The following is a 22,601-nucleotide window of genomic DNA, read 5'->3' on the forward strand; positions in this document are numbered from 1 at the left end:
CCGTGGATTCCCGCTTTCGCGGGAATGACGGCAGAGGGGAACCGTCATGACCGCTCCCCTCTGGACGGCCTTCGACATCGCCGCCGCCGTGGACGGCGAGGTCTATGGCGATTTCCGCACCGACGGCGTCACCTTCGACTCGCGTGAGGTCGGCCCCGGCGACCTGTTCATCGCGCTGAAGGGCGAGACGACCGACGGCCACCGCTTCCTCGACAGGGCGTTCGCGGCCGGCGCGGCGGGCGCGATCGTCTCCGACGCCTGCGACGGACCGCACGTCCGCGTCGCCGACACGATGACGGCGCTCGACGCGCTCGGCGCCGCGGCGCGCGATCGGATGCACGGCCGGGTGATCGGCGTCACCGGATCGGTCGGCAAGACCGGCACCAAGGAAGCGCTCTACGCCTGCCTCGATCGGGCCCTGCCTGGCCGGGTCCATCGCTCGGTCAAGAGCTACAACAACCATACCGGCGTCCCGCTGAGCCTCGCCCGCATGCCCGCCGACACCCGGATCGGCGTGTTCGAGATGGGGATGAACCATAGCGGCGAGCTGGCGGCGCTGACCCGGCTGGTCCGCCCGCACGTCGCCATCGTCACCGCGATCGCCCCCGCGCACAGCGCCTTCTTCGCCAGCGAGGCGGACATCGCCGACGCCAAGGGCGAGATATTCCAGGGACTGCAGCCCGGCGGCGTCGCGATCATCCCCTATGACAGCCCGCATCGCGACCGGCTGATCGCCGCGGCGAAACCCCATGCCGCGCGCATCCTGACCTTCGGCATGGACCGCGCCGCCGACGTCCATGCGCAGGACGTGATCCCGCTCGACCGGGGCACGCTGCTGTCGCTGGTCCTGCCCGATGCCGAGCTGACCTTCACCATCGCCCCGCCGGGCGAGCATTGGGTGTCGAACGCGATGGCGGTGATCGCCGCCGTCTGGGCGGTGGGCGGCGACCTCGCCGCCGCCGGCCTCGCCTTCGCCGAGATGGAGGGGCTGCCCGGCCGCGGCCAGCGCAGCACGATTGCGGTCGGATCGGGCGCAGTGGGATCGGGGGAGGCGCTGCTGATCGACGAGAGCTACAACGCCAACCCCGCCTCGATGGCCGCGACGATCAAGATGCTGGGCCGCGAGCGCGCCGACCGGCGGATCGCCGTGCTCGGCGAGATGCGCGAGCTGGGCGCCGGATCGGCCGGCTATCACGCCGATCTCGCCGGGCCGCTGCGCGACGCCGGGGTCGATTTCGCTCTGCTCGTCGGATCCGAGATGGCCGCGCTCGCGAACGCCCTTGAGGGACGCATCGAATTCGAGCATGTGCCCGACGCCGACGCGGCGATCGAGTCGATCGAAGCGAAGATCGCGCCCGGCGACGCCATATTGATCAAGGGATCCAACGCGATCGGCCTGTCGCGTCTCGTCGCGCATCTGCGCACGAAGGCGGTGGCCGGCGAAAGGACGACATGCTCTACCTGATAGCCGAGCAGCTCGGGTTCCCGGGCGTGCTCAATCTCATCCGCTACATCACCTTCCGCGCGGGGGCGGCGGCGCTGACCGCGCTGTTCATCGGCCTGATCATCGGCCCGCGCTTCATCGGCTGGCTGCGCATCCGCCAGGGCAAGGGTCAGCCGATCCGCGCCGACGGCCCGCAGACCCACCTGTCCAAGGTCGGCACGCCGACGATGGGCGGGCTGATGATCCTGATCTCGGTGATGCTGTCGCTGCTGCTGTGGATGGACCTGGGCAACCGCTATGTCTGGGCCTGCATCGGCGTGACGCTGGGCTTCGGCCTGATCGGCTTCATGGACGATTACGACAAGGTCAAGAAGCGCAGCACCAAGGGCGTCTCGGGCAAGGCCCGCCTGCTGGGCGAGTTCCTGATCGCCGGCCTCGCGAGCTGGCTGATCGTCTCGGGCAACGGCACCCAGCTCTACGTGCCCTTCTACAACGGCCCGGTGATCGACCTCGGCCCCTTCTACGTCGTGTTCGCGGCGTTCGTGATCGTCGCCTTCGGCAATGCGGTGAACCTGACCGACGGGCTCGACGGGCTCGCGATCATGCCGGTGGTGATCGCCAGCCTCGCCTTCTTCGTCATCGCCTATCTCGTCGGCAACGCGAAATTCGCCCAGTATCTGGGCATTCCGCACGTGCCCGGCGCGGGCGACCTGACGATCCTGACCGCAGCGATCATCGGCGGCGGCCTCGCCTTCCTGTGGTTCAACGCGCCGCCCGCCGCCGTGTTCATGGGCGACACCGGCAGCCTCGCCCTCGGCGGCGCGCTCGGCGTCATCTCGGTCGTCGCGCATCACGAGATCGTGCTGGCGATCGTCGGCGGCCTGTTCGTGATGGAGACGATCTCGGTCATCCTGCAGGTCTTCTTCTACAAGCGGACCGGCAAGCGCATCTTCCGCATGGCGCCGATCCACCATCATTTCGAACAGCTCGGCTGGAGCGAGCCGACCGTGGTGATCCGCTTCTGGATCATCTCCTTCGTCCTCGCCCTCGCCGGCCTCGCCACGCTGAAGCTGCGGTGATCACGAGCCCCGCCTTCGCCGGAAAGCACTATGCCGTCCTCGGCCTCGCCCGGTCGGGGCTGGCGACGGTCGAGGCGTTGCTCGCCAGCGGCGCGAAGGTGACGGCGTGGGACTCGAACGAGGCGGCGCGCCAAAAAATCCTCCCTATGCGCAGCATGGGGAGGGGGACCGGCGAAGCCGGTGGAGGGGGCGACAGCGAAGCTGGCGCTGCGCGCCTACCCCTCCACCATCCTGCGGATGGTCCCCCTCCCCCCGCTGCGCGCGGGGAGGATTTGGTATTGGCCGACCCGATCGAGATCGACCTGACCGGCTATGCCGGGGTCGTCGTGTCGCCCGGCGTGCCGCTCAACCGGCATCCGATCGCCGGCCATGCCGCCAGCTTCGGCGTACCGGTGATCAGCGACATCGAGCTGTTCGCCCAGGCGCGCGCTTCGCTGCCCGCGCACAAGGTCGTCGGCATCACCGGCACCAACGGCAAGTCGACCACCACCGCGCTGATCGCCCATATCCTGGAGACGGCGGGCGTTCCCACGCTGATGGGCGGCAATATCGGCCTGCCGATCCTTGGCCGCGATCCGCTGCCGGCGGGCGGGGCCTATGTGCTCGAGCTGTCGAGCTACCAGATCGACATCACCCAGAGCCTCGACTGCGACGTCGCGGTGCTGACCAACATCACCCCCGACCATCTCGACCGCTATGACGGCTTCGCCGGCTATGCCGCGTCGAAGGAGCGGCTGTTCGACATGCAGTCGGCCGGCCATGTCGCGATCATCGCGGTCGAGGACGAGCCGAGCCGCGCGATCGCGGCCCGCCATCCCGGCACGATCGCCGTGCGCTCTTCCGACGTCGAGGGCCAGGAGGCCTGGCCGGCGCTGCAAGGTCCGCACAACGCCCAGAATGCGGTGATCGCCATCCGGGTGGCCCGCGCGCTCGGCATCGCCGATCCGGCGATCGAGAACGGCCTGCGCAGCTATCCCGGCCTGCCGCATCGGATGCAACGGGTCGCCGAGAAGCGCGGCGTGCTGTTCGTCAACGACAGCAAGGCGACCAACGCGACCGCGACCGCGCCGGCGCTCGGCGCCTATCCGAAGATCCACTGGATCCTCGGCGGGCTGCCCAAGACCGACGATCTCGACGATTGCGCGCCGTATTTCGGCCATGTCGTCGCCGGCTACACGATCGGCCAGGCGGGCCCGATGTTCGCCCGCATCCTGCGCGAAGCGGGCAAGCCGGTGACCGAGAGCGACACGCTCGACCAGGCGGTGACCGATGCCGCCGCGGCGGCGCGGCCGGGCGAGGTGGTGATGCTGTCGCCGGCCTGCGCCTCGTTCGACCAGTTCAGCGACTATGAGGCACGTGGCGACGCTTTCCGTCGCGCGGTGGAGGGGCTTCCGCTATGAACGTCGCAGTGTCCTTCGAGTCCTCGGTGCCCACCCCGCAATCCCCCTTCAAGCGCTCGCGTTTCGGACGCGGCAAGCGCACCCCTATCGCGCGCTGGTTCTGGGAGATCGACCGGGTCCTGCTGCTGCTGGTGACGATCCTGATCGGCGTCGGGCTGATCGCCGTCGCCGCCGCCTCGCCCGCCGCCGGGGTCCGCTATTCGGGCGCGGGCGTCACCGTCGCGGCGCGCCATTATTTCTGGATGCAGCTCGGCTGGACGGTGATCGCGGTGCCGATCATGCTCGCGGTCTCGGCGCTGCCGGTGCAGATTGCGCGGCGCGCCGCGCTGATCGGCGGCCTGGTCTTCCTCGCGCTGCTCGCGCTGGTGCCGGTGGTCGGCAGCGCCGCCAACGGCGCCACCCGCTGGATCTCGATCGGCCCGGCCAAGCTCCAGCCGTCCGAATTCCTGAAGCCGATGTTCGCGATCGCCATGGCCTGGCTGTTCTCGCTGCGGGCGCGCAATCCCGGCCTGCCCTTCGCGCTGATATCGGTGGTGCCGATGGCGCTGATCGCGGCGCTGCTGATGAAGCAGCCCGACTTCGGCCAGACGGTGATCTTCGCGTCGGTCTGGATCGTGCTGCTGATGCTGTCGGGCGCGTCGCTGAAGCTGCTCGGCATGCTCGGCGCGGGCGGCCTCACCGCGATCGTCTCGGCCTATCTCTTCTATTCGGTGGCGACCGAGCGCATCAACAAGTTCCTGTTCAAGCAGGGCGACACCTATCAGGTCGACCGCGCCCATGCGACGCTGACCAACGGCGGGCTGCTCGGCACCGGCCCCGGCGCGGGGACCGAGAAGTTCACCCTGCCCGAGCCGCACACGGACTATATCTTCTCGGTGATCGGCGAGGAATTCGGGCTGATCGCCTGCATCGCCATCGCCTGCCTCTACCTCGCCATCGTCCTGCGGGTCAGCCTGCGCCTGCTGCGCGAGGAGGATGATTTCCTGCTGCTCGCATCGGCCGGCCTCGTCTCCCAGTTCGGCCTCCAGGCGCTGATCAACATGATGGTCAATGTCGGCCTCGCGCCGTCCAAGGGCATGACCCTGCCGTTCATCAGCTATGGCGGCTCGTCGATGATCGCGCTGTCGATCGGCATGGGCCTGCTGCTGGCCTTCACCCGCGAGAATCCCCATCTGAAGGAAGCGACCTACACGGTGCGGTGGAACGGCAGATGACGGTGACGCGGCATTTCGTCCTGGCGGCGGGCGGTACCGGGGGCCATATGGTCCCCGCGCATGCTTTGGCGGCCGAGCTGATGCGGCGCGGCCACCGCGTCGCGCTGGTCACCGATGAGCGGGGCGCGCGCATCCCCGGCCTGTTCGACGGCGTCCAGACCCACGTCATCCCGGCCGGCCGGCTGGGCGGCGGACCGCGCGAATGGCTGAAGGCGTTCCGCGACATCCGCGCCGGCACGGCGATGGCGCTCCAGCTCTATTCGACCTTCGATCCTTCCGCGGTGATCGGCTTCGGCGGCTATCCGGCGTTGCCGGCGCTGCGGGCCGGCTTCAAGCGGCGCATCCCCACCGTGATCCACGAGCAGAACGCCGTGCTCGGCCGCGTCAACCGGCTGGTCGCCGGCCGGGTCGACGCGATCGCCACCGCCTATCCGGTGGTCGAGCGGCTCAAGCCGAAGTTCGAGGACAAGGCCGTACTGGTCGGCAATCCGGTGCGCGACATCGTCCGCGACATCCGCGACCAGCCCTTCCCCGATCTCGGCCCCGACAGCATCTTCCGGGTGCTGGTGACCGGCGGCAGCCAGGGCGCGTCGATCCTGTCCGACGTGGTGCCCGACGGGCTCGCGCTGCTGCCGCAGGGCTTCCGCCGCCGGCTGCAGGTCACCCAGCAGTGCCGCCCCGAGGACATCGAGACGGTGCGCAGCAAATATAAGGTGCTCGGCATCCCCGCCGATCTCGGCACCTATTTCACCGACCTGCCCGAGCGGCTGGCCTGGGCGCATCTGGTGATCGCGCGCGCCGGCGCCTCGACGATCGCCGACATCAGCGTCGCGGGCCGCCCCGCCATCCTGATCCCGCTGCCTTCCGCCGCCGACGACCACCAGACCGCCAATGCGCGCGAGCTGGCGCAGGTCGGCGGCGCGCGCGCGATCCGGCAGGAGAATTTCACGCCGCAGGAACTCGCCAAGCAGATGCAGAAGCTGGCGCTCGATCCCCAGGCGCTGATCAACGCCGCCAGGCGCGCGCGCAGCGTCGGCCGCCCCGACGCCGCCGCCGAGCTGGCCGATCTCGTCGAGCGGATCGGCCCCGATCCGATCGTCGAACCCATCCCCGTCGAAAAACTGGAACTCCGTCCCTTGAAAGGCGCTTTCGCATGAAGGGTGTCGCAACCGACATCGGCACCATCCATTTCATCGGCATCGGCGGCATCGGCATGTCCGGCATCGCCGAGGTGATGCACAATCTGGGCTACAAGGTGCAGGGCAGCGACGTCGCCGAGAGCTATGTCGTCGAGGGCCTGCGCAAGCGCGGCATCGCCGTGATGATCGGCCACAAGGCCGAGAATCTGGGCGACGCCGCCGTCGTCGTCACCTCGACCGCGATCAAGCGCGGCAATCCCGAGGTCGAGCTGGCGCTGGAGAAGCGCGTCCCCGTCGTCCGCCGCGCCGAGATGCTGGCCGAGCTGATGCGGCTCAAGTCGACCGTCGCGATCGCCGGCACCCACGGCAAGACGACGACGACCTCGATGGTCGCGGCGCTGCTCGACGCGGGCGGGGTCGACCCGACCGTGATCAACGGCGGCATCATCAACAGCTACGGCTCCAACGCCCGGCTCGGCGCGTCCGACTGGATGGTGGTCGAGGCCGACGAGAGCGACGGCAGCTTCCTGCGCCTCGACGGGACGATCGCGGTCGTCACCAACATCGATCCCGAGCATCTCGACCATTATGGCTCGTTCGACAAGGTCAAGGACTGCTTCGTCGAGTTCGTCGAGAACGTCCCCTTCTACGGCGCGGCGCTGCTCTGCATCGACCACCCCGAGGTGCAGGCGATCATCCCGCGCGTCCGCGACCGCAAGGTCGTGACCTACGGCTTCTCCGCCCAGGCCGACGTGCGCGGCGACAACGTCACCCCGATCCCCGGCGGCAACCGCTTCGACGTGGTGGTCCGCAACCGCGACGGCGACACCCGCCGGATCGAGGGCGTCACCCTGCCGATGCCGGGCCGCCACAACGTCCAGAACGCGCTGGCCGCGATCGGCGTCGCGCTGGAGATGAACATCTCCGACGAGATCATCGCCACCGGCTTCGCCAAGTTCGGCGGGGTGAAGCGGCGCTTCACCAAGGTCGGCGAGGTTCCGGTCGGCGACGGCGTCGCGACCGTGATCGACGATTACGGCCATCACCCGGTCGAGATCCGCGCGGTGCTGGCCGCCGCGCGCGAGGGCGCCCGGGCGAAGGTGATCGCGGTCGTCCAGCCGCACCGCTTCACCCGGCTGCGCGACCTGATGACCGAGTTCCAGACCGCGTTCAACGATGCCGACACCGTCTATGTAGCCCCGGTCTACGCGGCCGGCGAGGCGCCGATCGAGGGTGTCGACGCCGCCGCGCTGGTCGCCGGGCTCAAGCAGCGCGGCCATCGGTCGGCGCAGGTCATCGCCGGGCCCGAGGCGCTCGCCGCGACGCTGGCGGCGACCATCGCGGCCGACGACATGGTGATCTGCCTGGGCGCCGGTGATATCACCAAGTGGGCGGCGGGGCTTTCGGAGGCGATAGCCAAGGAGACGGCGCGATGACCGATTATTTCGGACCCTGGAAGATGCTCCAGGACCAGGCGATGCATATGCACAGGACCGCGGTCGACGCGGCGTTCAAGGCGATGGGCAGCGGCGCGCAGTTCGACAATGCGGCGAAGGCCGCCAAGGACCTCGCCGACATGCAGGTCCAGGCGTGGGAACGCTGGATGGCGATGTGGGGCGTCGACAAGAAGTGAGCCCGGCCGCCAGCAGCGCAACCCGTCCGTCGACCCTGCCGCCCGTGCGCGGCCGGCTGACGGCGGGTGCGCCGCTGGCGCCGCTGGTCTGGTTCAAGAGCGGCGGCGCGGCCGAATGGCTGTTCGAGCCCGCCGACGTCGACGACCTGGGCGATTTCCTGGCCGCGCTCGATCCGGCGGTGCCGGTGATGGGGCTCGGCCTCGGCTCCAACCTGATCGTCCGCGACGGCGGCGTCCCCGGCGTCGTGGTCCGCCTCGGCAAGCCGTTCGCGCGGGTCGAGCGCCTCGACGCGACGACGCTGCGCTGCGGCGGCGGGGCGAGCGGCATCCTCGTCTCCTCGACGGCGCGCGACGCCGGGATCGGCGGGGTCGAGTTCCTGCGCTCGATCCCCGGCACGGTCGGCGGCTTCGTCCGCATGAATGGCGGCGCCTATGGCCGCGAGGTCAAGGACGTGCTGGTCGAGGCCGAGGTCGTGCTGCGATCGGGCGAGCGCAGGGTGCTGAGCCTGGCCGAGCTGGGCTACACCTATCGCCACAGCGCGCTGCCCGAGGGCGCGATCGTCGTGGCCGCGACCTTCCGGGGCCATGCCGAGGCGCCGGCCGTCGTCCAGGCGGAGATGGACCGCATCGCCGCCGAGCGCGAGGCGAGCCAGCCGCTGCGCAGCCGCACCGGCGGGTCGACCTTCAAGAACCCGCAGGGCCACAAGGCCTGGCAGCTCGTCGACACCGCCGGCTGCCGCGGCCTGACCCGCGGCGACGCGCAGGTCAGCGAGAAGCATTGCAATTTCCTGCTCAACCTCGGCACGGCCAGCTCGGCCGATATTGAGGGGCTGGGCGAAGAGGTGCGTGAACGCGTGAAGGCGAATTCGGGCGTGACCCTGGAATGGGAAATCCAGCGCGTGGGGGTGAATCCATGATCCTCCCCATGTGCAGCATGGGGAGGGGGACCAGCCGCAGGCTGGTGGAGGGGCGCCGCGCCAGCGGCGGCTCCGCCGCCGTCCCCTCCACCACGCTTCGCGCGGTCCCCCTCCCCGTCCTTCGGACAGGGAGGATTTTCGCGTGACCCATCCCCTCCACATCGCGGTGCTGATGGGCGGCTGGTCGTCGGAGCGCGAGGTGTCGCTGACCTCGGGCAACGGCGTCGCCGACGCGCTCGAGAGCCTGGGCCACAAGGTGACGCGGATCGACATGGACCGCGACGTCGCCCTGCGCCTGGCCGAGGCGAAGCCCGACGTGGTGTTCAACGCGCTGCACGGGACGCCGGGCGAGGACGGTACCGTCCAGGGCATGATGGACCTGATGGGGCTGACCTACACCCATTCGGGGCTGACCACCTCGGTCATCGCCATCGACAAGGAGCTGACCAAGCAGCAGCTCGTCCCCCACGGCATCCGCATGCCGGAGGGCATCATCGTCGAGAGCGAGAGCCTCCATGCCGGCGATCCGATGCCGCGCCCCTATGTGCTCAAGCCCGTCAACGAGGGATCGTCGGTCGGCGTCGCGATCATAAAAGAACGTGACAATCACGGCGTGCCGATTCATCGTGACTCGCATGGCCCGTGGCAGACCTTCGCGACCCTGCTGGCAGAGCCCTTCATCCGGGGGCGCGAGCTGACCGTCGCGGTGCTCGGCGATCGCGCCCTGGGCGTGACCGAGCTGGTCCCCAGCAGCGGCTTCTATGACTATGAAGCCAAATATACCGACGGGCTGACCACCCATATCTGCCCCGCCGACGTCCCCGCCGACATCGCCGAGGCGGCGATGCGGATGGCGCTCGACGCGCACCGGCTGCTCGGCTGCAAGGGCACGTCGCGCTCCGACTTCCGCTGGGACGACGAACGGGGCGAGGCCGGCCTCTACCTGCTCGAGGTCAACACCCAGCCGGGCATGACCCCGCTGAGCCTGGTCCCCGAACAGGCGCGCCATGTCGGCCTGACCTATGCCGACCTGGTCCAGGCGATCGTCGACGAGGCGCTGGCCGGGAAGGCCGCGCGATGAAGGCGGCGCGGGCACGCCCCGTCGACCGGAGGCCGCGCGCCGCGGCCCCGGCGAAGCGCGCGCCCGCGCGCCGCAAGCCGTCGATCGTCGCCCGCGCGATCGAGCAGCTTCCCGTCTCCCGCGACACGCTGCGCACCGCCGGCAACTGGACGCTCGGCATCGGCATCGGCGGCGCGATCGTCGCCGGGCTGGTGGCGATGGGCCTGCCGCAGATGATCGGGCTGATGATCGCCGACGGGATCGGCGACGCCGGCTTCAAGGTCCGCAACGTCGAGATCCTCAACCGGCAGCAGGTCGACAGCGGCTATGTCTACGACATCGCGATGCGGCAGCAGGCGCGGCCGATGCCGCTCGTCGACCTCGAAGGCACGCGCGCCGAGCTGATGAAGATGGGCTGGATCGCCGACGCGCGGGTCTCCCGCCGCCTGCCCGACACGCTGGTCGTCGACATCGTCGAGCGGGTGCCGGCCGCGATCTGGCAATATCAGCACCGGCTGGCGCTGATCGACAAGGACGGCGTGGTGATCGGCCCGGTCGACGACCGGGCGATGCCCGACCTGCCGGTCGTCGTCGGCCCCGGCGCGAACCGCCGCGCGACCCAGCTTGCCCAGCTGATGACGGCCGCGCCCTCGCTCAAGCCGCTGATCACGGCGGCGAGCTGGCAGGGCGACCGCCGCTGGGACATCATCTTCCAGTCGGGCGAGAAGCTGATGCTCCCCGAGGGGGAACAGGAGGCCGCCAAGGCGCTGGCCTTCTTCGCGCAGGAGGACCGGCGCGCGGGGATGCTGGGCAAGGGCCTGGTGTCGATCGATCTGCGCGATCCGAGCCGGATGGTGGCGCGCATGTCGCGCGAGCCGGGCAGCCGGATCGAGGCCCCGGCCCCGCCGCTCAGCGCGAAGTCGGTGACGTGAGGCGGGCATGGCGATTTTGGGAAAGGGGATAGCGATGTCGCAGGCACGCAATGACGGGCTGATCACCGCGATCGACATCGGGTCGTCGAAGATCTCGGCGCTGATCGCGCGCGCCGACGACCAGGGCGAGCTGGAGGTGCTGGGCACCGGCCAGCGCGAGAGCCGGGGCGTGCGCCGCGGCTATATCGCCGACATGGAGGCGACCGAGGGCGCGATCCGCGAGGCGGTCGAGCAGGCGGAGACGATCGCCCGCACCAATATCGACCATGTCTGGGTCAGCTTCTCGGCCGGCGGGCTGGTCAGCGACGTGGCGCAGGTCGAGGTCGACCTGGGCGGCGTGCAGATCGAGCAGCAGGACATCGACGACTTGCTCCACCAGGGCCGCCGCTCGCTCAACCCCGAGGGGCGCATGGTCCTCCATGCCCAGCCGACGCTCTACACGCTCGACGGGCTGAACGGGGTGAAGAACCCGCTCGGCCTCCACGCCGACAAGCTCGGCGTCGAAATCCACGTCATCGCGGCCGAGCCCTCGCCGGTCCGCAACCTCGCTTTGTGCGTCCGCTCGGCGCATCTCGGCGTCCGCTCGATCGTCGCCTCGCCGATCGCGACCGGCGCCTCCTGCCTGACCGAGGAGGACCGCGAGATGGGCATCGCGCTGGTCGAGATGGGCGCCGGCGTCACCAACGTCTCGCTGTTCGCGGGCGGGCTGCTGGTCGGCCTCGCGTCGCTGCCGATGGGCTGCGCCGACATCACCGACGACATCGCCTCCGCGTTCAACATCCGCCGCGCCCAGGCGGAGCGGCTGAAATGCGTCCATGGATCGGCGCAGAATTCGCCGCGCGACAATCACGAGATGCTGGAGATCGGATCGCCCGAGGAGGTCGCCGACGGCGCCGAGCCGCCGCGCATCAGCCGCGCCCAGCTCATCCAGGTGATCCGCCAGCGGCTCGACCACTGGATGGACGCGGTCGCCAAGGCGCTGACCGACCTCGGCTATGTCGGCCCGGTCGGGCGGCAGGTGGTGCTGACCGGCGGCGGCGCCGAGCTGCGCGGCATCGCCGACTATGCGCAGGGCGTGCTCGGCCGCAGCGTCCGGGTCGGCCGGCCGCGCACCCTGTCCGGCCTGCCCGACGCGCACAGCGGGCCGGGCTTCGCGACGCTGGTCGGCCTCGCCCAGGTCGCGGCGACCAACCCGGCCGAGCTGCGCCCCTTCGCCGCCGAGCAGACCGTCCACCGGACACAGCCCATGGGCCTGGTCGGGCGGCTCATCGCAGCGGTGAAGTCGGGTTATTGATCATGTGGGCGCGCGTCCCGCATCGGTTAACCTCGAAAACTGTGGATAGGACAACTTTTCGCGTGATTCGGCGAATCGCGTCTGGCAAGATTCGATCCACGTGTTGCTTGGGCCGGCATGGCCGCCAGGGAGAAAATCTATGACGATCGAGTTCATGCGCCCGCAGGTCGATGAGCTGAAACCCCGGATCAGCGTGATCGGCGTTGGCGGGGCGGGCGGAAACGCGGTCGCCAACATGATCGGCGCGGACGTGCAGGGCGTCGACTTCATCGTCGCCAACACCGACGCGCAGGCGCTCAACGCCTCGTCGGCGGAGCGCCGCATCCAGCTTGGTCTCAAGATCACCCAGGGCCTGGGCGCCGGCAGCCGTCCCGAAATAGGACGGGCGGCCGCCGAGGAAACCCTCGAGCAGGTCGAGAAGGCGCTCGAAGGATCGCACATGTGCTTCATCGCCGCCGGCATGGGCGGCGGCACCGGCACCGGCGCCGCCCCGGTCATCGCCAAGGCGGCGCGCGACCGCGGCATCCTGACCGTCGGCGTCGTCACCAAGCCGTTCAGCTTCGAGGGCAATCGCCGCATGCGCTCGGCCGACGCCGGCATCGAGGAGCTGCAGAAGCACGTCGACACGCTGATCGTCATCCCGAACCAGAACCTGTTCCTGATCGCCAACCCGAACACGACCTTCAAGGAAGCGTTCCAGATGGCCGACCAGGTGCTGCAGCAGGGCGTGCGCGGCATCACCGACCTGATGGTCATGCCCGGCCTGATCAACCTCGACTTCGCCGACGTCCGCTCGGTGATGAGCGAGATGGGCAAGGCGATGATGGGCACCGGCGAGGCGAGCGGCGACAACCGCGCGATCGAGGCCGCCGAGAAGGCGATCGCCAATCCGCTGCTCGACGGCGTCAGCCTGAACGGCGCCAAGGGCGTGATCGTGTCGATCACCGGCGGCGACGACATGCGCCTGCTGGAGGTCGACGAAGCCGCCAACCACATCCGCCAGCTCGTCGATCCCGACGCGAACATCATCTGGGGCTCGGCGTTCAACAACGAGCTCGAGGGCCGCATCCGCGTCTCGGTGGTCGCGACCGGCATAGAGGTCGACGCCGCGACGATGCCCGAGCCGTCGAAGAGCTTCAGCTTCCCGCCGCGCACCCCGATCCGCGACGACAAGCCGGTCGTGGTGCCGCAGACCCCGGCCCCCGCGCCGCAGGCCGAAGCCCCCGCCGCGCAGTCGCAGGCCGCCCAGCCCGAGGCGCCCGCTACGCCGGCCGCCGCCGAAGCCCCGGCCGAGGAGAAGATCGTCCTCGAAGCGCCCGAGCAGGCCGCTGCCGCCGAGCCGCTGGAGCTGACCAACCTGTTCAACGACGAGCTGCTGCTCCAGCCGGAATCGGCGATGCCGACCCCGGCGCCGGAAGCGCCCGCCGACGAGGACGCCGCATCGCAGGGCAATCGCCGCTGGGTGACCGACGCCGAGCCGGCCCGCCGCCCGTCGGGCGCCGGATCGACCCTGTTCGAGCGGATGTCGAACATCGCGCGCGGCGCCGCCAAGGCGCAGGTCGACGACGATCGCGGCGGTGACGACGCCGACATCCCGCGTTTCCTGAACCGCCAGAGCAACCAGTAATCGCCCATGTTCATTACGCCCGCGCCGGTCGGCGCGGGCGTATCTCGTTTCGGCGTTCTGCCGGGGTTCACCTCTTGCGGACGACAAGGCGGATGTCCGAAAGCGATGTGCCCATGAAAAGAAACAGCTTCGTCAGCCTTCTCGCGCTGGCTTCCGCCTTCCTGATCATCCCCCCCGCCGTCGCGCAGATGGATTCGGCCACGGCCGGCGATGAGCCGGTGATCACCGATCCGATGGCCCAGGCCCGCGACGCGATGGCGCGCGGCGATCCCGCCGAGGCACTGTCCCGCTATCTGCGCGTGCTGGCGCGCGACCCCGGCGACCTCGACGCCCTGTCGGGCGCCGGATCGGCGGCGCTCGCGGTCGGCGACGCCGATGCCGCGATCAACTTCTTCGTCCGGGCCGAGAAGATCTCGCCGCGCGACGGCCGGGTCAAGGCGGGCCTCGGCTCCGCGCTGGTCCAGAAGGAGCAGCCCCGCGCCGCCCTGCGCCTGTTCGACAATGCGACCGACCTGGGCGTGCCGCCGGTCGACGTCGCGCTCGACCGCGGCCTCGCCTACGACCTGCGCGGCGAGACCAGGAAGGCGCAGGCCGAATATAATCTGCTGCTCCGCGCCCGCCCCGACGCCGAGGCGACCCGCCGGCTGGCGCTGTCGCTGGCGATGAGCGGCGACAAGGTCGGCGCGCTCGCCACCCTCGATCCGCTGCTGCAGAAGCGCGACATCGCCGCCTGGCGCGCGCGCGCCTTCGTGCTGGCGATGACCGGCGACACGGCGGGCGCGGAATCCGCCGCCTATGCGGTGCTGCCGCGCTACCAGGCCGACGCGCTCCGGCCTTTCCTGTCGCGCCTGCCCACGCTCAAGGCCGCCGAAAAGGCCGCCGCCGTCCATTTCGGCCATTTTCCCGAGGACAAGGTCCCGATGGAGATGGCGCAGGTCAGCCCGGTTCCGGCGTCCAAGGGCATGCCGGTCGCGGCGGCGCCCCAGCCGTCCCCATCCTACTCCTCCGCGCCCGCGACCCGCCCGCGCTTCGACAGCAGCGGCCGGCTGGTGATGAAGCCCGACGCCGCCGCGCCGACGACGTCGACGGCCTCGGCCGAACCCTCGCCCGCGCGGCAGGCCGCCGAACAGAAGGCCGCCGACGAGCGCAGCCTGGCCGAGGATCGCCGCGCCGCCCAGCGCAAGGCCGCCGCCGAGAAAGCCGCCGCCGAGAAGAAGGCGAAGGCGCAGGAGGAGGCCAAGGCGCGCAAGTCCAACCCCGAACGTTATTGGGTCCAGATCGCGAGCGGCGCCTACAAGCCCGATCTCGACAAGGAATGGGACAAGCAGAAGAAGGCCCATGGCAAGCTGCTCGCGGGCAAGACGCCGTGGACCACGCCCTTCAAGGCGACCAACCGGCTGCTGATCGGTCCCTTCCCCAGCAAGGGCGCCGCGCAGGACTATGTGAACGACGCGCGCGCCGCCGGGCTGAGCAGCTTCCCGGTCACCACCTCGGCCGGGCAGAAGGTGGAACGGGTCGATTAGAGCTGGATGGGATTGATCGAAGCGGGCCGATTTCCCCATCTTTCCGTCATTCCCGCGAAAGCGGGAATCCATGGATGGCGGCCCGCAAGAGACGACGTGCTCCGTGACCGTGGATTCCCGCTTTCGCGGGAATGACGATCGGGGCTCGAACACCGGCGGGCTGATCCGTCCCCGCAACCCAACTGTCATACGCACGTAACAGCCATGCCGCATCAGCGTCACCGAATCGGAGACGCCATGACCCGCCTGCCCGTTGCCGCCCTGCTGTTGCTCGCCGCCCAACCCGCGTTCGCGGTGCGAGGCCGGCCGGTGCTGCCGGCGGAAAAGGCGCCGCCGGTCGCGCGCCTCTATCCCGAGATGGAGATCGAGGGAGAGGGCTGGCGCGGGCTGCTGCCGATCATGCTGATGAACGTCGAGCAGGCCGCGCGCGCCCGGACCGCCGGCGCCGCCGATACGCCGCCCGCCGCGACGGGGCTCGAGACAAGATAGTCGACTTGGCCGGCGCGGTCGGCCATCACGGGACCGATGTCGACGCTCGCTCCCTATGCCTCCGATCCCGTCCGCAGCCGTGGCCGCTTCCACCAGCAGGGCGGGGGCGAGACGCGCGGCCCGCGCGACGCCTTCCAGCGCGATCGCGACCGCATCATCCATTCGATCAGCTTCCGCCGCCTGCGCCACAAGACGCAGGTGTTCGTCGCCCCCGACGGCGACCATTATCGCGTCCGGCTGACCCACAGCCTGGAGGTCGCGCAGATCGGCCGCACCATCGCCCGCGCGCTCGGCCTCAACGAGGACCTGACCGAGGCGCTGTGCCTGGGCCACGACATCGGCCACCCGCCCTTCGGCCATGCCGGCGAGGAAGCGCTGCAGGCGGCGATGGCCGATACCGGCGGCTTCGATCACAACGCCCATACGCTGCGGATGCTGACCCGGCTCGATTCCCCCTACCCTTCCCATGAGGGACTCAACCTGAGCTGGGAGACGCTCGAAGGACTCGCCAAGCATAACGGCCCGGTGCGGCGGCGGACCTGGGCGATGGCCGAGATCGACGACCAATGGCCGCTCGACCTCGACAGCTGGGCGGGGGCCGAGGCGCAGGTCGCGGCGCTCGCCGACGACATCGCCTATGACAATCACGACATCGACGACGGCGTCCGCGCCGGACTACTGACGCTGGAGCATGTGCTGGAGGAACCGCTGATCCGGTCGAACTGGGACAGGGTCCGCGCCCGCTATCCCGACGTTCCGACCGAGCGGCTGGTCGGCGAGCTGGTGCGCGAGCAGATCGGCTGCATGGTCAACGACCTGCTCGACGAGAGCCGCCGCCGGCTCGACGAGGCCGCGCCCCGGTCGGTCGAGGCGGTCCGCGCGGCGGGCCGGCCGCTGATCGGCTTCTCCGAGGTGATGGCGGCGCGCGAGAAGGCGCTGACCCGCTTCATGTACGCCAATCTCTACCACCATCCGCAGCAGATCGACATCGCCGCGCGCATGGCCGAGGTGATCGCGGGGCTGGCGGCGGTCTACAAGGCCGATCCCGCCCTGATGCCGGACAAATGGCGGGAGAGCCTGCCCGCCGCCGAGCCCGCCCTCACCCGGCACATCGGCGACTTCATCGCCGGGATGACCGATCGCTACGCGCTGTCCCGCTACGAGGAGCTGGTGGGGCCCATATCGATCGAGGGTTTCTGATGCATCGCACGATCGCGCTCGTCGCCGCCCTCGCCGCCGCCCTCATCTGGGCGATCGTCGCGGCGGTCCCCCCGACGCCGCGCGGGGCCGATGCGCCGGCCGTCGCCTTCTCCGCCGCCCGCGCCTTCGCCGATATCGAGGCGCTGAGCCGGACGCCGCGCCCGATCGGGTCGGACGGCCATGCGCGCGGCATCGCCTATCTGTCGGCGCGGCTGCGGACATTGGGCGCCGAGGTTTCGGAGCAGCCCGTCCCGCTCGACCGCAAGACGCTCGACCGGCTCGGCAAATGGAGCGGGCGGACCGAGACGGCGGTGACCGGCCGCAACCTGATCGGCCTGTTCCCGGGCCGCGACGGCAGCAAGCCCGCGCTGCTGCTGATGGCGCATCACGACAGCGTCTGGGGATCGCCGGGCGCCGCCGACGATGCGATGGGCGTCGCCGCCGCACTGGAGGTCGCCCGCGCCCTGCGCGTCCAGGGCCGGACCGAGCGCGACGTCATCCTGCTGTTCACCGACAGCGAGGAACTGGGCCTCAACGGCGCAAAGGCCTTTTTCGGCGATGGCGCGCCGCCGCATCCCCTGGCCGCCCATGTCGGCGCGATCGTCAACATGGAGGCGCGCGGCGCCGCCGGCCGCGCCAACATGTTCGAGACCGGGTCCGGCAATGGCGAGATGATGCGCCTCTATGCCGAACGGGTCACCCGCCCCGCGACCAATTCGCTGGCGGTGCTGATCTACGACCTGATGCCCAACTACACCGATTATACGGTCGCCAAGCGCAAAGGCATCCCCGGCTTCAACCTCGCGACGCTCGATTGCGCCTTCGCCTATCATTCGCCGCTGGCGACCCCGGCGGTGGTCGATCCCGGATCGGTGCAGGACATGGGCGACCAGGCGCTGGCGCTCGCCGCCGCGCTGGCCTTCGCGCCGGAACTGCCCGCCCGGTCCGACAACGCCGCCTTCGCCGACCTGCTCGGCCGGGTGACGATCGTCTATCCGGCGGCGGCGGGCTGGGGCCTGCTGATCGTCTCGGCCGCACTGGTCGGCGCGGCCTGGTGGCGCCGGCGGCCGGCGCTTCGAACGGTCGGCGGCGCGGCGGTGCTGGTCGCCGCGATCCTGCTCCACGGCGCGCTGCTGCTGACCGTCTACAACGCCGTGTCGGGCAGCGGCGACGCCAATTATTACGACCGGCTCGCCGCCCTGCCCCGGCTGGAGACGGTCGCCGGGCTGCTCGTCGCGGCGCTGCTCCTGCTGCTGCCGCTCTTCCGCCGGACCGACCCGCGCATGGTCGCGATCGGGCCCGCCATGGCGCTGATGTGGGTCGGGCTGCTGACCGGCGGCGCGATCGTCGCGGTGATCCCGCTCGCGCTGCTCGCCATGGCCGCCGCCTTCTTCCTGCCCGCCGACGACGGCGAGGCGCCGACCGCCGCGATCCTGCTGCTGCTGCTTGCGGCGACGGCCGTCCAGGCGACCCAGCCGACCGCGGGCCCGCTGCTGCAATGGCCGCTGCTACTCGGCGCGGTCGCGCTGGCCGGCCGGGCCTGGCTGCCACGGGGCGCGGCGCTGGCGCTGACCGCGACCTGCGCGGCGGCAGGCGTCGGCCATCTGCTGACCCAGGCGCACTTCATCTTCCTCGGCATCGGCGCCGAGTTGCCGGCGGTGATGATCGTCCTGCTGTTCGCGGCGCTGCCCTTGCTCCTGCCGCTGCTGCCCGAGCGGACGCCGCGCTGGATACCGGCCGCCGCGCTGGCGGCCGCGCTGGCGATCACGCTCTGGGTCCGGCTCGATCCGATCGCCCCCTCGGTCGCGGTCTACAGCCAGGCCGAAGGCGGCAAGAAGACGAAGGGCTGACCTTTCTCTTCCTATCCATGGTCGCTTGACGCGATTTCCGAGCCTGCGGGTTCCACCCGCATCGAAATCGCTTTATGGCGACGCACCATTCCTTCCATTCCAGCGGATTTCGCCTTGACCACGCTCTATGCCAGCTTCGCCGACCGGATCGGCGCCATCCTCGACGACCTTCAGGCCAGCGGCGCGCTGCCCGCCGGCCTCGATCGACGGAATGTCGCGGTCGAGCCGCCGCGCGATCCCGCGCATGGCGACCTCGCCACCAACGCGGCGATGGTGCTGGCCAAGCCCGCCGGCACCAATCCGCGCGCGCTGGCCGAGCTGATCGTGCCGAAGCTCGCCGCGCTGCCCGAGATCGCCAGCGCCGAGGTGGCCGGCCCCGGCTTCATCAACGTCCGCCTGACCGAGCAGAGCTGGCGCGACGAGCTGGCCGGCATCCTCTCCTCGGGCGGCGACTATGGCCGCACCGCCACCGGCCGGGGCATGCGGGTCAACGTCGAATATGTCTCGGCCAACCCGACCGGACCGATGCACATGGGCCATTGCCGCGGCGCCGTCGTCGGCGACGCGCTCGCCGCGCTGCTGGAGTTCGCCGGCTATGCCGTCACCCGCGAATATTATGTCAACGACGCCGGCGCGCAGGTGCAGACGCTCGCCCGCTCGGCGCACCTGCGCTACCGCGAGGCGCTGGGCGAGACGATCGAGATTCCCGAGGGCTTCTATCCGGGCGACTATCTGATCCCGATCGGCCAGGCGCTCGCCGCCGAGTTCGGCGACGCCTATGTCGGCAAGCCCGAGAGCGCGTGGCTCGACCTGTTCCGCGAGAAGACGGTCGCGGCGATGATGGACATGATCCGCGCCGACCTGGCGCTGCTCGGCATCGAGCATGAGGTCTTCGCGTCCGAGGCCGCCGTCCAGAAGGCCGGCAAGGTCGACGTCGCGCTCGATCGGCTGCGCGGCGAGGGGCTGGTCTACGAAGGCACGCTCGAACCGCCCAAGGGCGAGCTTCCCGACGACTGGGAACCGACCGAGATGACGCTGTTCAAGGCGACCGCCTTCGGCGACGACAGCGACCGGCCGGTGCGCAAGTCGGACGGCGGGCTGACCTATTTCGGCACCGACCTCGCCTATCATGCGCAGAAGGCCGAGACGGCCGACATGCTGATCGACATCTGGGGCGCCGACCATGCCGGCACCGTCAAGCGGATCAAGGCCGCCGTCCAGGCGCTGACCGGCGGCAAGGTCGCGTTCGACGTCAAGCTGGTCCAGATGGTCCGCCTGCTGCGCGGCGGCGAGCCGGTGAAGATGTCGAAGCGCTCGGGCAGCTTCGTGACGCTCGCCGACGTGGTGCGCGAGGTGGGCAAGGACGTCGTCCGCTTCACCATGCTGACCCGCAAGGCCGACGCGCAGATGGACTTCGACTTCGCCAAGGTGGTCGAGGCGTCGAAGGACAATCCTGTGTTCTACGTCCAGTACGCCCATGCGCGGGGCCGCTCGCTGCACCGGCGCGCGGCCGAGGCGGGGATCGACCTGGCCCCGGCGGCGGACCTTTCCCTGCTCGACGCCGAGGAGCTGGCGCTGGTCAAGCTCGCCGCGCAATTCCCCCGGATCGTCGAGGGCGCGGCGCAGGCGCACGAGCCGCATCGCATCGCCTTCTACCTCTATGACCTGGCAGCGATGTTCCATGCGCTGTGGAACCGGGGCAACGACGACCCGGCCCGTCGCTTCCTGCTCTCCGACAAGCCCGAAATCACGCGCGCCCGTCTGGCGCTCAGCGATGCGATCGGGCAGATTATCCGCAATGGTCTCGGCGTCATGGGCGTCACCGCTGCGGAGGAGATGCAGTAATGACCGATTATTCGCGCGACAGGCTCGGTCCCCAGGACGAGGACCGCCTGCCGTGGCTCGAACCGGTCGAGGAGGAATATGAGGAGAGCGGCGTCGGCACCGGCCGGCTGATCGTCTGGCTGGTCGCGGCGCTGATGCTGCTGGCGCTGGTCGTCGGCGGCTATTTCTGGCTGCGCGGCAACGACAAGGCGACCTCGGGCGAAGGCGCGCTGATCAAGGCGCCCGACGCCTATTACAAGGAGCGCCCCGGCGAGACCACCGCCCCGGTCGGCGAGGACGAGATCGTCTACAGCGCCAGCAAGGGCAATGAGGTCGAGAGCGTGATCGACACCAGCGGCGCGGCCGAGACGCCGGTCAACATCGATCGCCCGCACCCCGAGGCGCCGGTGCGGACCGCCGCCATCCCGCCGTCCAGCTCCGCCCCCGCCGCTTCGCCGGCCCCGCCCCGGCGAAACCGGCGGCGCCAAGCCGACCCCGACCGTCGACCAGGCACTCGCCCGGCAGGGGGCCAAGCCCGCCGAGGCGAAGCCCGCGCCCAAGCCGGCAGCAGCGGCGGCGGCCCCCGCCCCCGCGCCGGCATCGGGCGGATCGATGGTGCAGCTCGGCGCCTTCTCCAGCCAGGCCAAGGCCAATGCGGCGTGGAAGACGCTGTCGGGCCGCTTCTCCTTCCTGTCGAGCCTCACCCAGTCGGTGGTGCCGGTGCAGTCGGGCGACAAGACACTCTACCGGCTGCGCGCCAATGGCGGCAATGCGGGCGACATCTGCCGCCGGCTCAAGACCGCGGGCGAGAGCTGCTCGGTGATCGGATAGGATGAATCCGTCACCCCGGCGGAGGCCGGGGTCTCGGGAGCAGCGCAGCGCGTGAGCCTCCTGAGATCCCGGCCTCCGCCGGGACGACGTTGTTGGGGGATGACGACCATGACGCCCTTGTTCCTCGGCATGGCCGGGACCGAGCTTTCCGACGCCGAGCGCAGCTTCTTCCGCGATCTCGATCCGGCCGGCTACATCCTGTTCAAGCGCAACGTCGCCGATCGCGCCCAGCTTCGCGCGCTGACCGACGCGCTGCGCGCCATTGCCGGCCGCGACGACCTGCCGATCCTGATCGACCAGGAAGGCGGGCGGGTGGCGCGGATGCAGCCGCCCGAATGGCCGGCCTTCCCCAAGGCCGAGCTGTTCGACCGGCTCTACGACATCGCGCCGATGACCGCGATCGAGGCAGCCCGCCACAACGCCCAGGCGATCGCGGCGACGCTCGCCGAGGTCGGCATCACCGTCGACTGCCTGCCGCTGCTCGACGTCCGCCAGCCGGGCGCGCACGACATCATCGGCGACCGCGCGCTGGGGGCCGAGCCGCTGCGCGTCGCGGCGATGGGCCGCGCGGTGATCGAGGGCCTGCGCGCCGGCGGCGTGGTCGGCGTCGTCAAGCATGTGCCCGGACATGGCCGGGCGATGGCCGACAGCCATGTCGAGCTGCCCGTCGTCGATGCCGATGCCGCGGCGCTGGAAACCGACCTCGCCCCGTTCGTCGCCCTCAACGACGCGCCGATGGCGATGACCGCGCATGTCGTCTACCCGGCGTGGGACGCGGCCGAATGCGCCAGCCTGTCGGCCAGCGTGATCGGCGGGATCATCCGCGGGCGGATCGGCTTCGACGGGCTGCTGATGTCCGACGACCTGGGCATGCACGCGCTGACCGGCGGCTTCGGCGACCGGGCGGCGGGCGTGCTGGCGGCGGGGTGCGACATCGCCCTGCACTGTTCGGGCGACATGACCGAGATGGAGGCGATCGCGGGCGCGGTGGGGCCGATCGGCGACCAGGCCCACGCGCGGCTCGACCGCGCGATGGCGACCGTCGCCGGCCGCCGCGACGGCAGCCCGGCCGAGGAGCTGATCGCGAAGCGCGACGCGCTGCTGGCTATCTTGCCGGCCTGACGGATCACGGTTTCCAACGCGTC

At 70.4% G+C, this 22,601-nt stretch carries 19 protein-coding genes; all 19 read left to right on the forward strand.

The features are described 5' to 3' along the window. Nucleotides 1-46 precede the first annotated feature (46 nt). Nucleotides 47-1,465, forward strand: coding sequence for a UDP-N-acetylmuramoyl-tripeptide--D-alanyl-D-alanine ligase (locus HRJ34_RS11985; RefSeq protein WP_208634203.1), 1,419 nt, complete (start codon nt 47-49; stop codon nt 1,463-1,465). Beyond that, nucleotides 1,453-2,523, forward strand: a complete 1,071-nt coding sequence (gene mraY, locus HRJ34_RS11990; RefSeq protein WP_012050134.1) for a phospho-N-acetylmuramoyl-pentapeptide-transferase — start codon at nt 1,453-1,455, stop codon at nt 2,521-2,523. The genes HRJ34_RS11985 and mraY overlap by 13 nt, the downstream gene beginning before the upstream one ends. Continuing rightward, nucleotides 2,520-3,923: a UDP-N-acetylmuramoyl-L-alanine--D-glutamate ligase gene (murD, locus tag HRJ34_RS11995; protein ID WP_208634204.1), complete on the forward strand. Its 1,404-nt coding sequence runs from the start codon at nt 2,520-2,522 to the stop codon at nt 3,921-3,923. The genes mraY and murD overlap by 4 nt, the downstream gene beginning before the upstream one ends. Further along, on the forward strand, nt 3,920-5,137 hold the full coding sequence (locus HRJ34_RS12000) for an FtsW/RodA/SpoVE family cell cycle protein (protein WP_012050132.1): 1,218 nt from the start codon (nt 3,920-3,922) through the stop codon (nt 5,135-5,137). Before murD ends, HRJ34_RS12000 begins: the two co-directional genes overlap by 4 nt. Continuing rightward, nucleotides 5,134-6,294, forward strand: a complete 1,161-nt coding sequence (murG, locus tag HRJ34_RS12005; RefSeq protein ID WP_012050131.1) for an undecaprenyldiphospho-muramoylpentapeptide beta-N-acetylglucosaminyltransferase — start codon at nt 5,134-5,136, stop codon at nt 6,292-6,294. The genes HRJ34_RS12000 and murG overlap by 4 nt, the downstream gene beginning before the upstream one ends. Beyond that, entirely contained in the window at nt 6,291-7,712 is a 1,422-nt protein-coding gene (murC, locus tag HRJ34_RS12010; protein WP_208634205.1) for a UDP-N-acetylmuramate--L-alanine ligase, read from the forward strand. Before murG ends, murC begins: the two co-directional genes overlap by 4 nt. Further along, on the forward strand, nt 7,709-7,909 hold the full coding sequence (locus HRJ34_RS12015; RefSeq protein WP_012050129.1) for a hypothetical protein: 201 nt from the start codon (nt 7,709-7,711) through the stop codon (nt 7,907-7,909). Before murC ends, HRJ34_RS12015 begins: the two co-directional genes overlap by 4 nt. Continuing rightward, entirely contained in the window at nt 7,906-8,826 is a 921-nt protein-coding gene (gene murB / locus HRJ34_RS12020) for a UDP-N-acetylmuramate dehydrogenase (RefSeq protein ID WP_208634206.1), read from the forward strand. The genes HRJ34_RS12015 and murB overlap by 4 nt, the downstream gene beginning before the upstream one ends. Before the next feature lie 142 nt (nt 8,827-8,968). Beyond that, entirely contained in the window at nt 8,969-9,907 is a 939-nt protein-coding gene (locus tag HRJ34_RS12025) for a D-alanine--D-alanine ligase (protein ID WP_208634207.1), read from the forward strand. Next, nucleotides 9,904-10,818, forward strand: coding sequence for a cell division protein FtsQ/DivIB (locus HRJ34_RS12030; RefSeq protein ID WP_016747718.1), 915 nt, complete (start codon nt 9,904-9,906; stop codon nt 10,816-10,818). The genes HRJ34_RS12025 and HRJ34_RS12030 overlap by 4 nt, the downstream gene beginning before the upstream one ends. A 34-nt stretch (nt 10,819-10,852) precedes the next feature. Continuing rightward, nucleotides 10,853-12,112 (forward strand): cell division protein FtsA, encoded by a 1,260-nt coding sequence (ftsA, locus tag HRJ34_RS12035; RefSeq protein WP_012050125.1) that lies wholly within the window; start codon nt 10,853-10,855, stop codon nt 12,110-12,112. 139 nt (nt 12,113-12,251) lie between these two features. Continuing rightward, nucleotides 12,252-13,739 carry a cell division protein FtsZ gene (gene ftsZ / locus HRJ34_RS12040; RefSeq protein ID WP_012050124.1) on the forward strand — a complete coding sequence of 496 codons (1,488 nt, stop codon included), beginning with the start codon at nt 12,252-12,254 and terminating at the stop codon, nt 13,737-13,739. A 113-nt stretch (nt 13,740-13,852) separates the two neighbouring features. Continuing rightward, nucleotides 13,853-15,262, forward strand: coding sequence for an SPOR domain-containing protein (locus HRJ34_RS12045; RefSeq protein ID WP_226949172.1), 1,410 nt, complete (start codon nt 13,853-13,855; stop codon nt 15,260-15,262). 237 nt (nt 15,263-15,499) lie between these two features. After that, nucleotides 15,500-15,751 (forward strand): hypothetical protein, encoded by a 252-nt coding sequence (locus tag HRJ34_RS12050; protein WP_208634209.1) that lies wholly within the window; start codon nt 15,500-15,502, stop codon nt 15,749-15,751. Nucleotides 15,752-15,787: 36 nt separating this feature from the next. Beyond that, nucleotides 15,788-16,951 (forward strand): deoxyguanosinetriphosphate triphosphohydrolase, encoded by a 1,164-nt coding sequence (locus HRJ34_RS12055; RefSeq protein ID WP_208634210.1) that lies wholly within the window; start codon nt 15,788-15,790, stop codon nt 16,949-16,951. Continuing rightward, nucleotides 16,951-18,801 carry a M20/M25/M40 family metallo-hydrolase gene (locus HRJ34_RS12060; RefSeq protein ID WP_208634211.1) on the forward strand — a complete coding sequence of 617 codons (1,851 nt, stop codon included), beginning with the start codon at nt 16,951-16,953 and terminating at the stop codon, nt 18,799-18,801. Before HRJ34_RS12055 ends, HRJ34_RS12060 begins: the two co-directional genes overlap by 1 nt. Before the next feature lie 114 nt (nt 18,802-18,915). Next, on the forward strand, nt 18,916-20,646 hold the full coding sequence (argS, locus tag HRJ34_RS12065) for an arginine--tRNA ligase (protein WP_208634212.1): 1,731 nt from the start codon (nt 18,916-18,918) through the stop codon (nt 20,644-20,646). Between the two features lie 591 nt (nt 20,647-21,237). Further along, nucleotides 21,238-21,456, forward strand: a complete 219-nt coding sequence (locus HRJ34_RS29620) for an SPOR domain-containing protein (RefSeq protein WP_016746797.1) — start codon at nt 21,238-21,240, stop codon at nt 21,454-21,456. Between the two features lie 108 nt (nt 21,457-21,564). Continuing rightward, nucleotides 21,565-22,578 carry a beta-N-acetylhexosaminidase gene (gene nagZ / locus HRJ34_RS12075; protein WP_208634213.1) on the forward strand — a complete coding sequence of 338 codons (1,014 nt, stop codon included), beginning with the start codon at nt 21,565-21,567 and terminating at the stop codon, nt 22,576-22,578. Nucleotides 22,579-22,601 lie beyond the last annotated feature (23 nt).

It is taken from the genome of Rhizorhabdus wittichii (assembly GCF_017607425.1).
Lineage (GTDB): Bacteria > Pseudomonadota > Alphaproteobacteria > Sphingomonadales > Sphingomonadaceae > Rhizorhabdus > Rhizorhabdus wittichii.

What these genes read in the sequence shown, in the direction of transcription:
- HRJ34_RS11985 (WP_208634203.1), top strand. Translation starts at nt 47, where the DNA reads ATGACCGCTCCCCTCTGGACGGCCTTCGACATCGCCGCCGCCGTGGAC.
- mraY (WP_012050134.1), top strand. Translation starts at nt 1,453, where the DNA reads ATGCTCTACCTGATAGCCGAGCAGCTCGGGTTCCCGGGCGTGCTCAAT.
- HRJ34_RS12000 (WP_012050132.1), top strand. Translation starts at nt 3,920, where the DNA reads ATGAACGTCGCAGTGTCCTTCGAGTCCTCGGTGCCCACCCCGCAATCC.
- murG (WP_012050131.1), top strand. Translation starts at nt 5,134, where the DNA reads ATGACGGTGACGCGGCATTTCGTCCTGGCGGCGGGCGGTACCGGGGGC.
- murC (WP_208634205.1), top strand. Translation starts at nt 6,291, where the DNA reads ATGAAGGGTGTCGCAACCGACATCGGCACCATCCATTTCATCGGCATC.
- HRJ34_RS12015 (WP_012050129.1), top strand. Translation starts at nt 7,709, where the DNA reads ATGACCGATTATTTCGGACCCTGGAAGATGCTCCAGGACCAGGCGATG.
- HRJ34_RS12030 (WP_016747718.1), top strand. Translation starts at nt 9,904, where the DNA reads ATGAAGGCGGCGCGGGCACGCCCCGTCGACCGGAGGCCGCGCGCCGCG.
- ftsA (WP_012050125.1), top strand. Translation starts at nt 10,853, where the DNA reads ATGTCGCAGGCACGCAATGACGGGCTGATCACCGCGATCGACATCGGG.
- ftsZ (WP_012050124.1), top strand. Translation starts at nt 12,252, where the DNA reads ATGACGATCGAGTTCATGCGCCCGCAGGTCGATGAGCTGAAACCCCGG.
- HRJ34_RS12045 (WP_226949172.1), top strand. Translation starts at nt 13,853, where the DNA reads ATGAAAAGAAACAGCTTCGTCAGCCTTCTCGCGCTGGCTTCCGCCTTC.
- HRJ34_RS12050 (WP_208634209.1), top strand. Translation starts at nt 15,500, where the DNA reads ATGACCCGCCTGCCCGTTGCCGCCCTGCTGTTGCTCGCCGCCCAACCC.
- HRJ34_RS12055 (WP_208634210.1), top strand. Translation starts at nt 15,788, where the DNA reads ATGTCGACGCTCGCTCCCTATGCCTCCGATCCCGTCCGCAGCCGTGGC.
- HRJ34_RS12060 (WP_208634211.1), top strand. Translation starts at nt 16,951, where the DNA reads ATGCATCGCACGATCGCGCTCGTCGCCGCCCTCGCCGCCGCCCTCATC.
- HRJ34_RS29620 (WP_016746797.1), top strand. Translation starts at nt 21,238, where the DNA reads ATGGTGCAGCTCGGCGCCTTCTCCAGCCAGGCCAAGGCCAATGCGGCG.
- nagZ (WP_208634213.1), top strand. Translation starts at nt 21,565, where the DNA reads ATGACGCCCTTGTTCCTCGGCATGGCCGGGACCGAGCTTTCCGACGCC.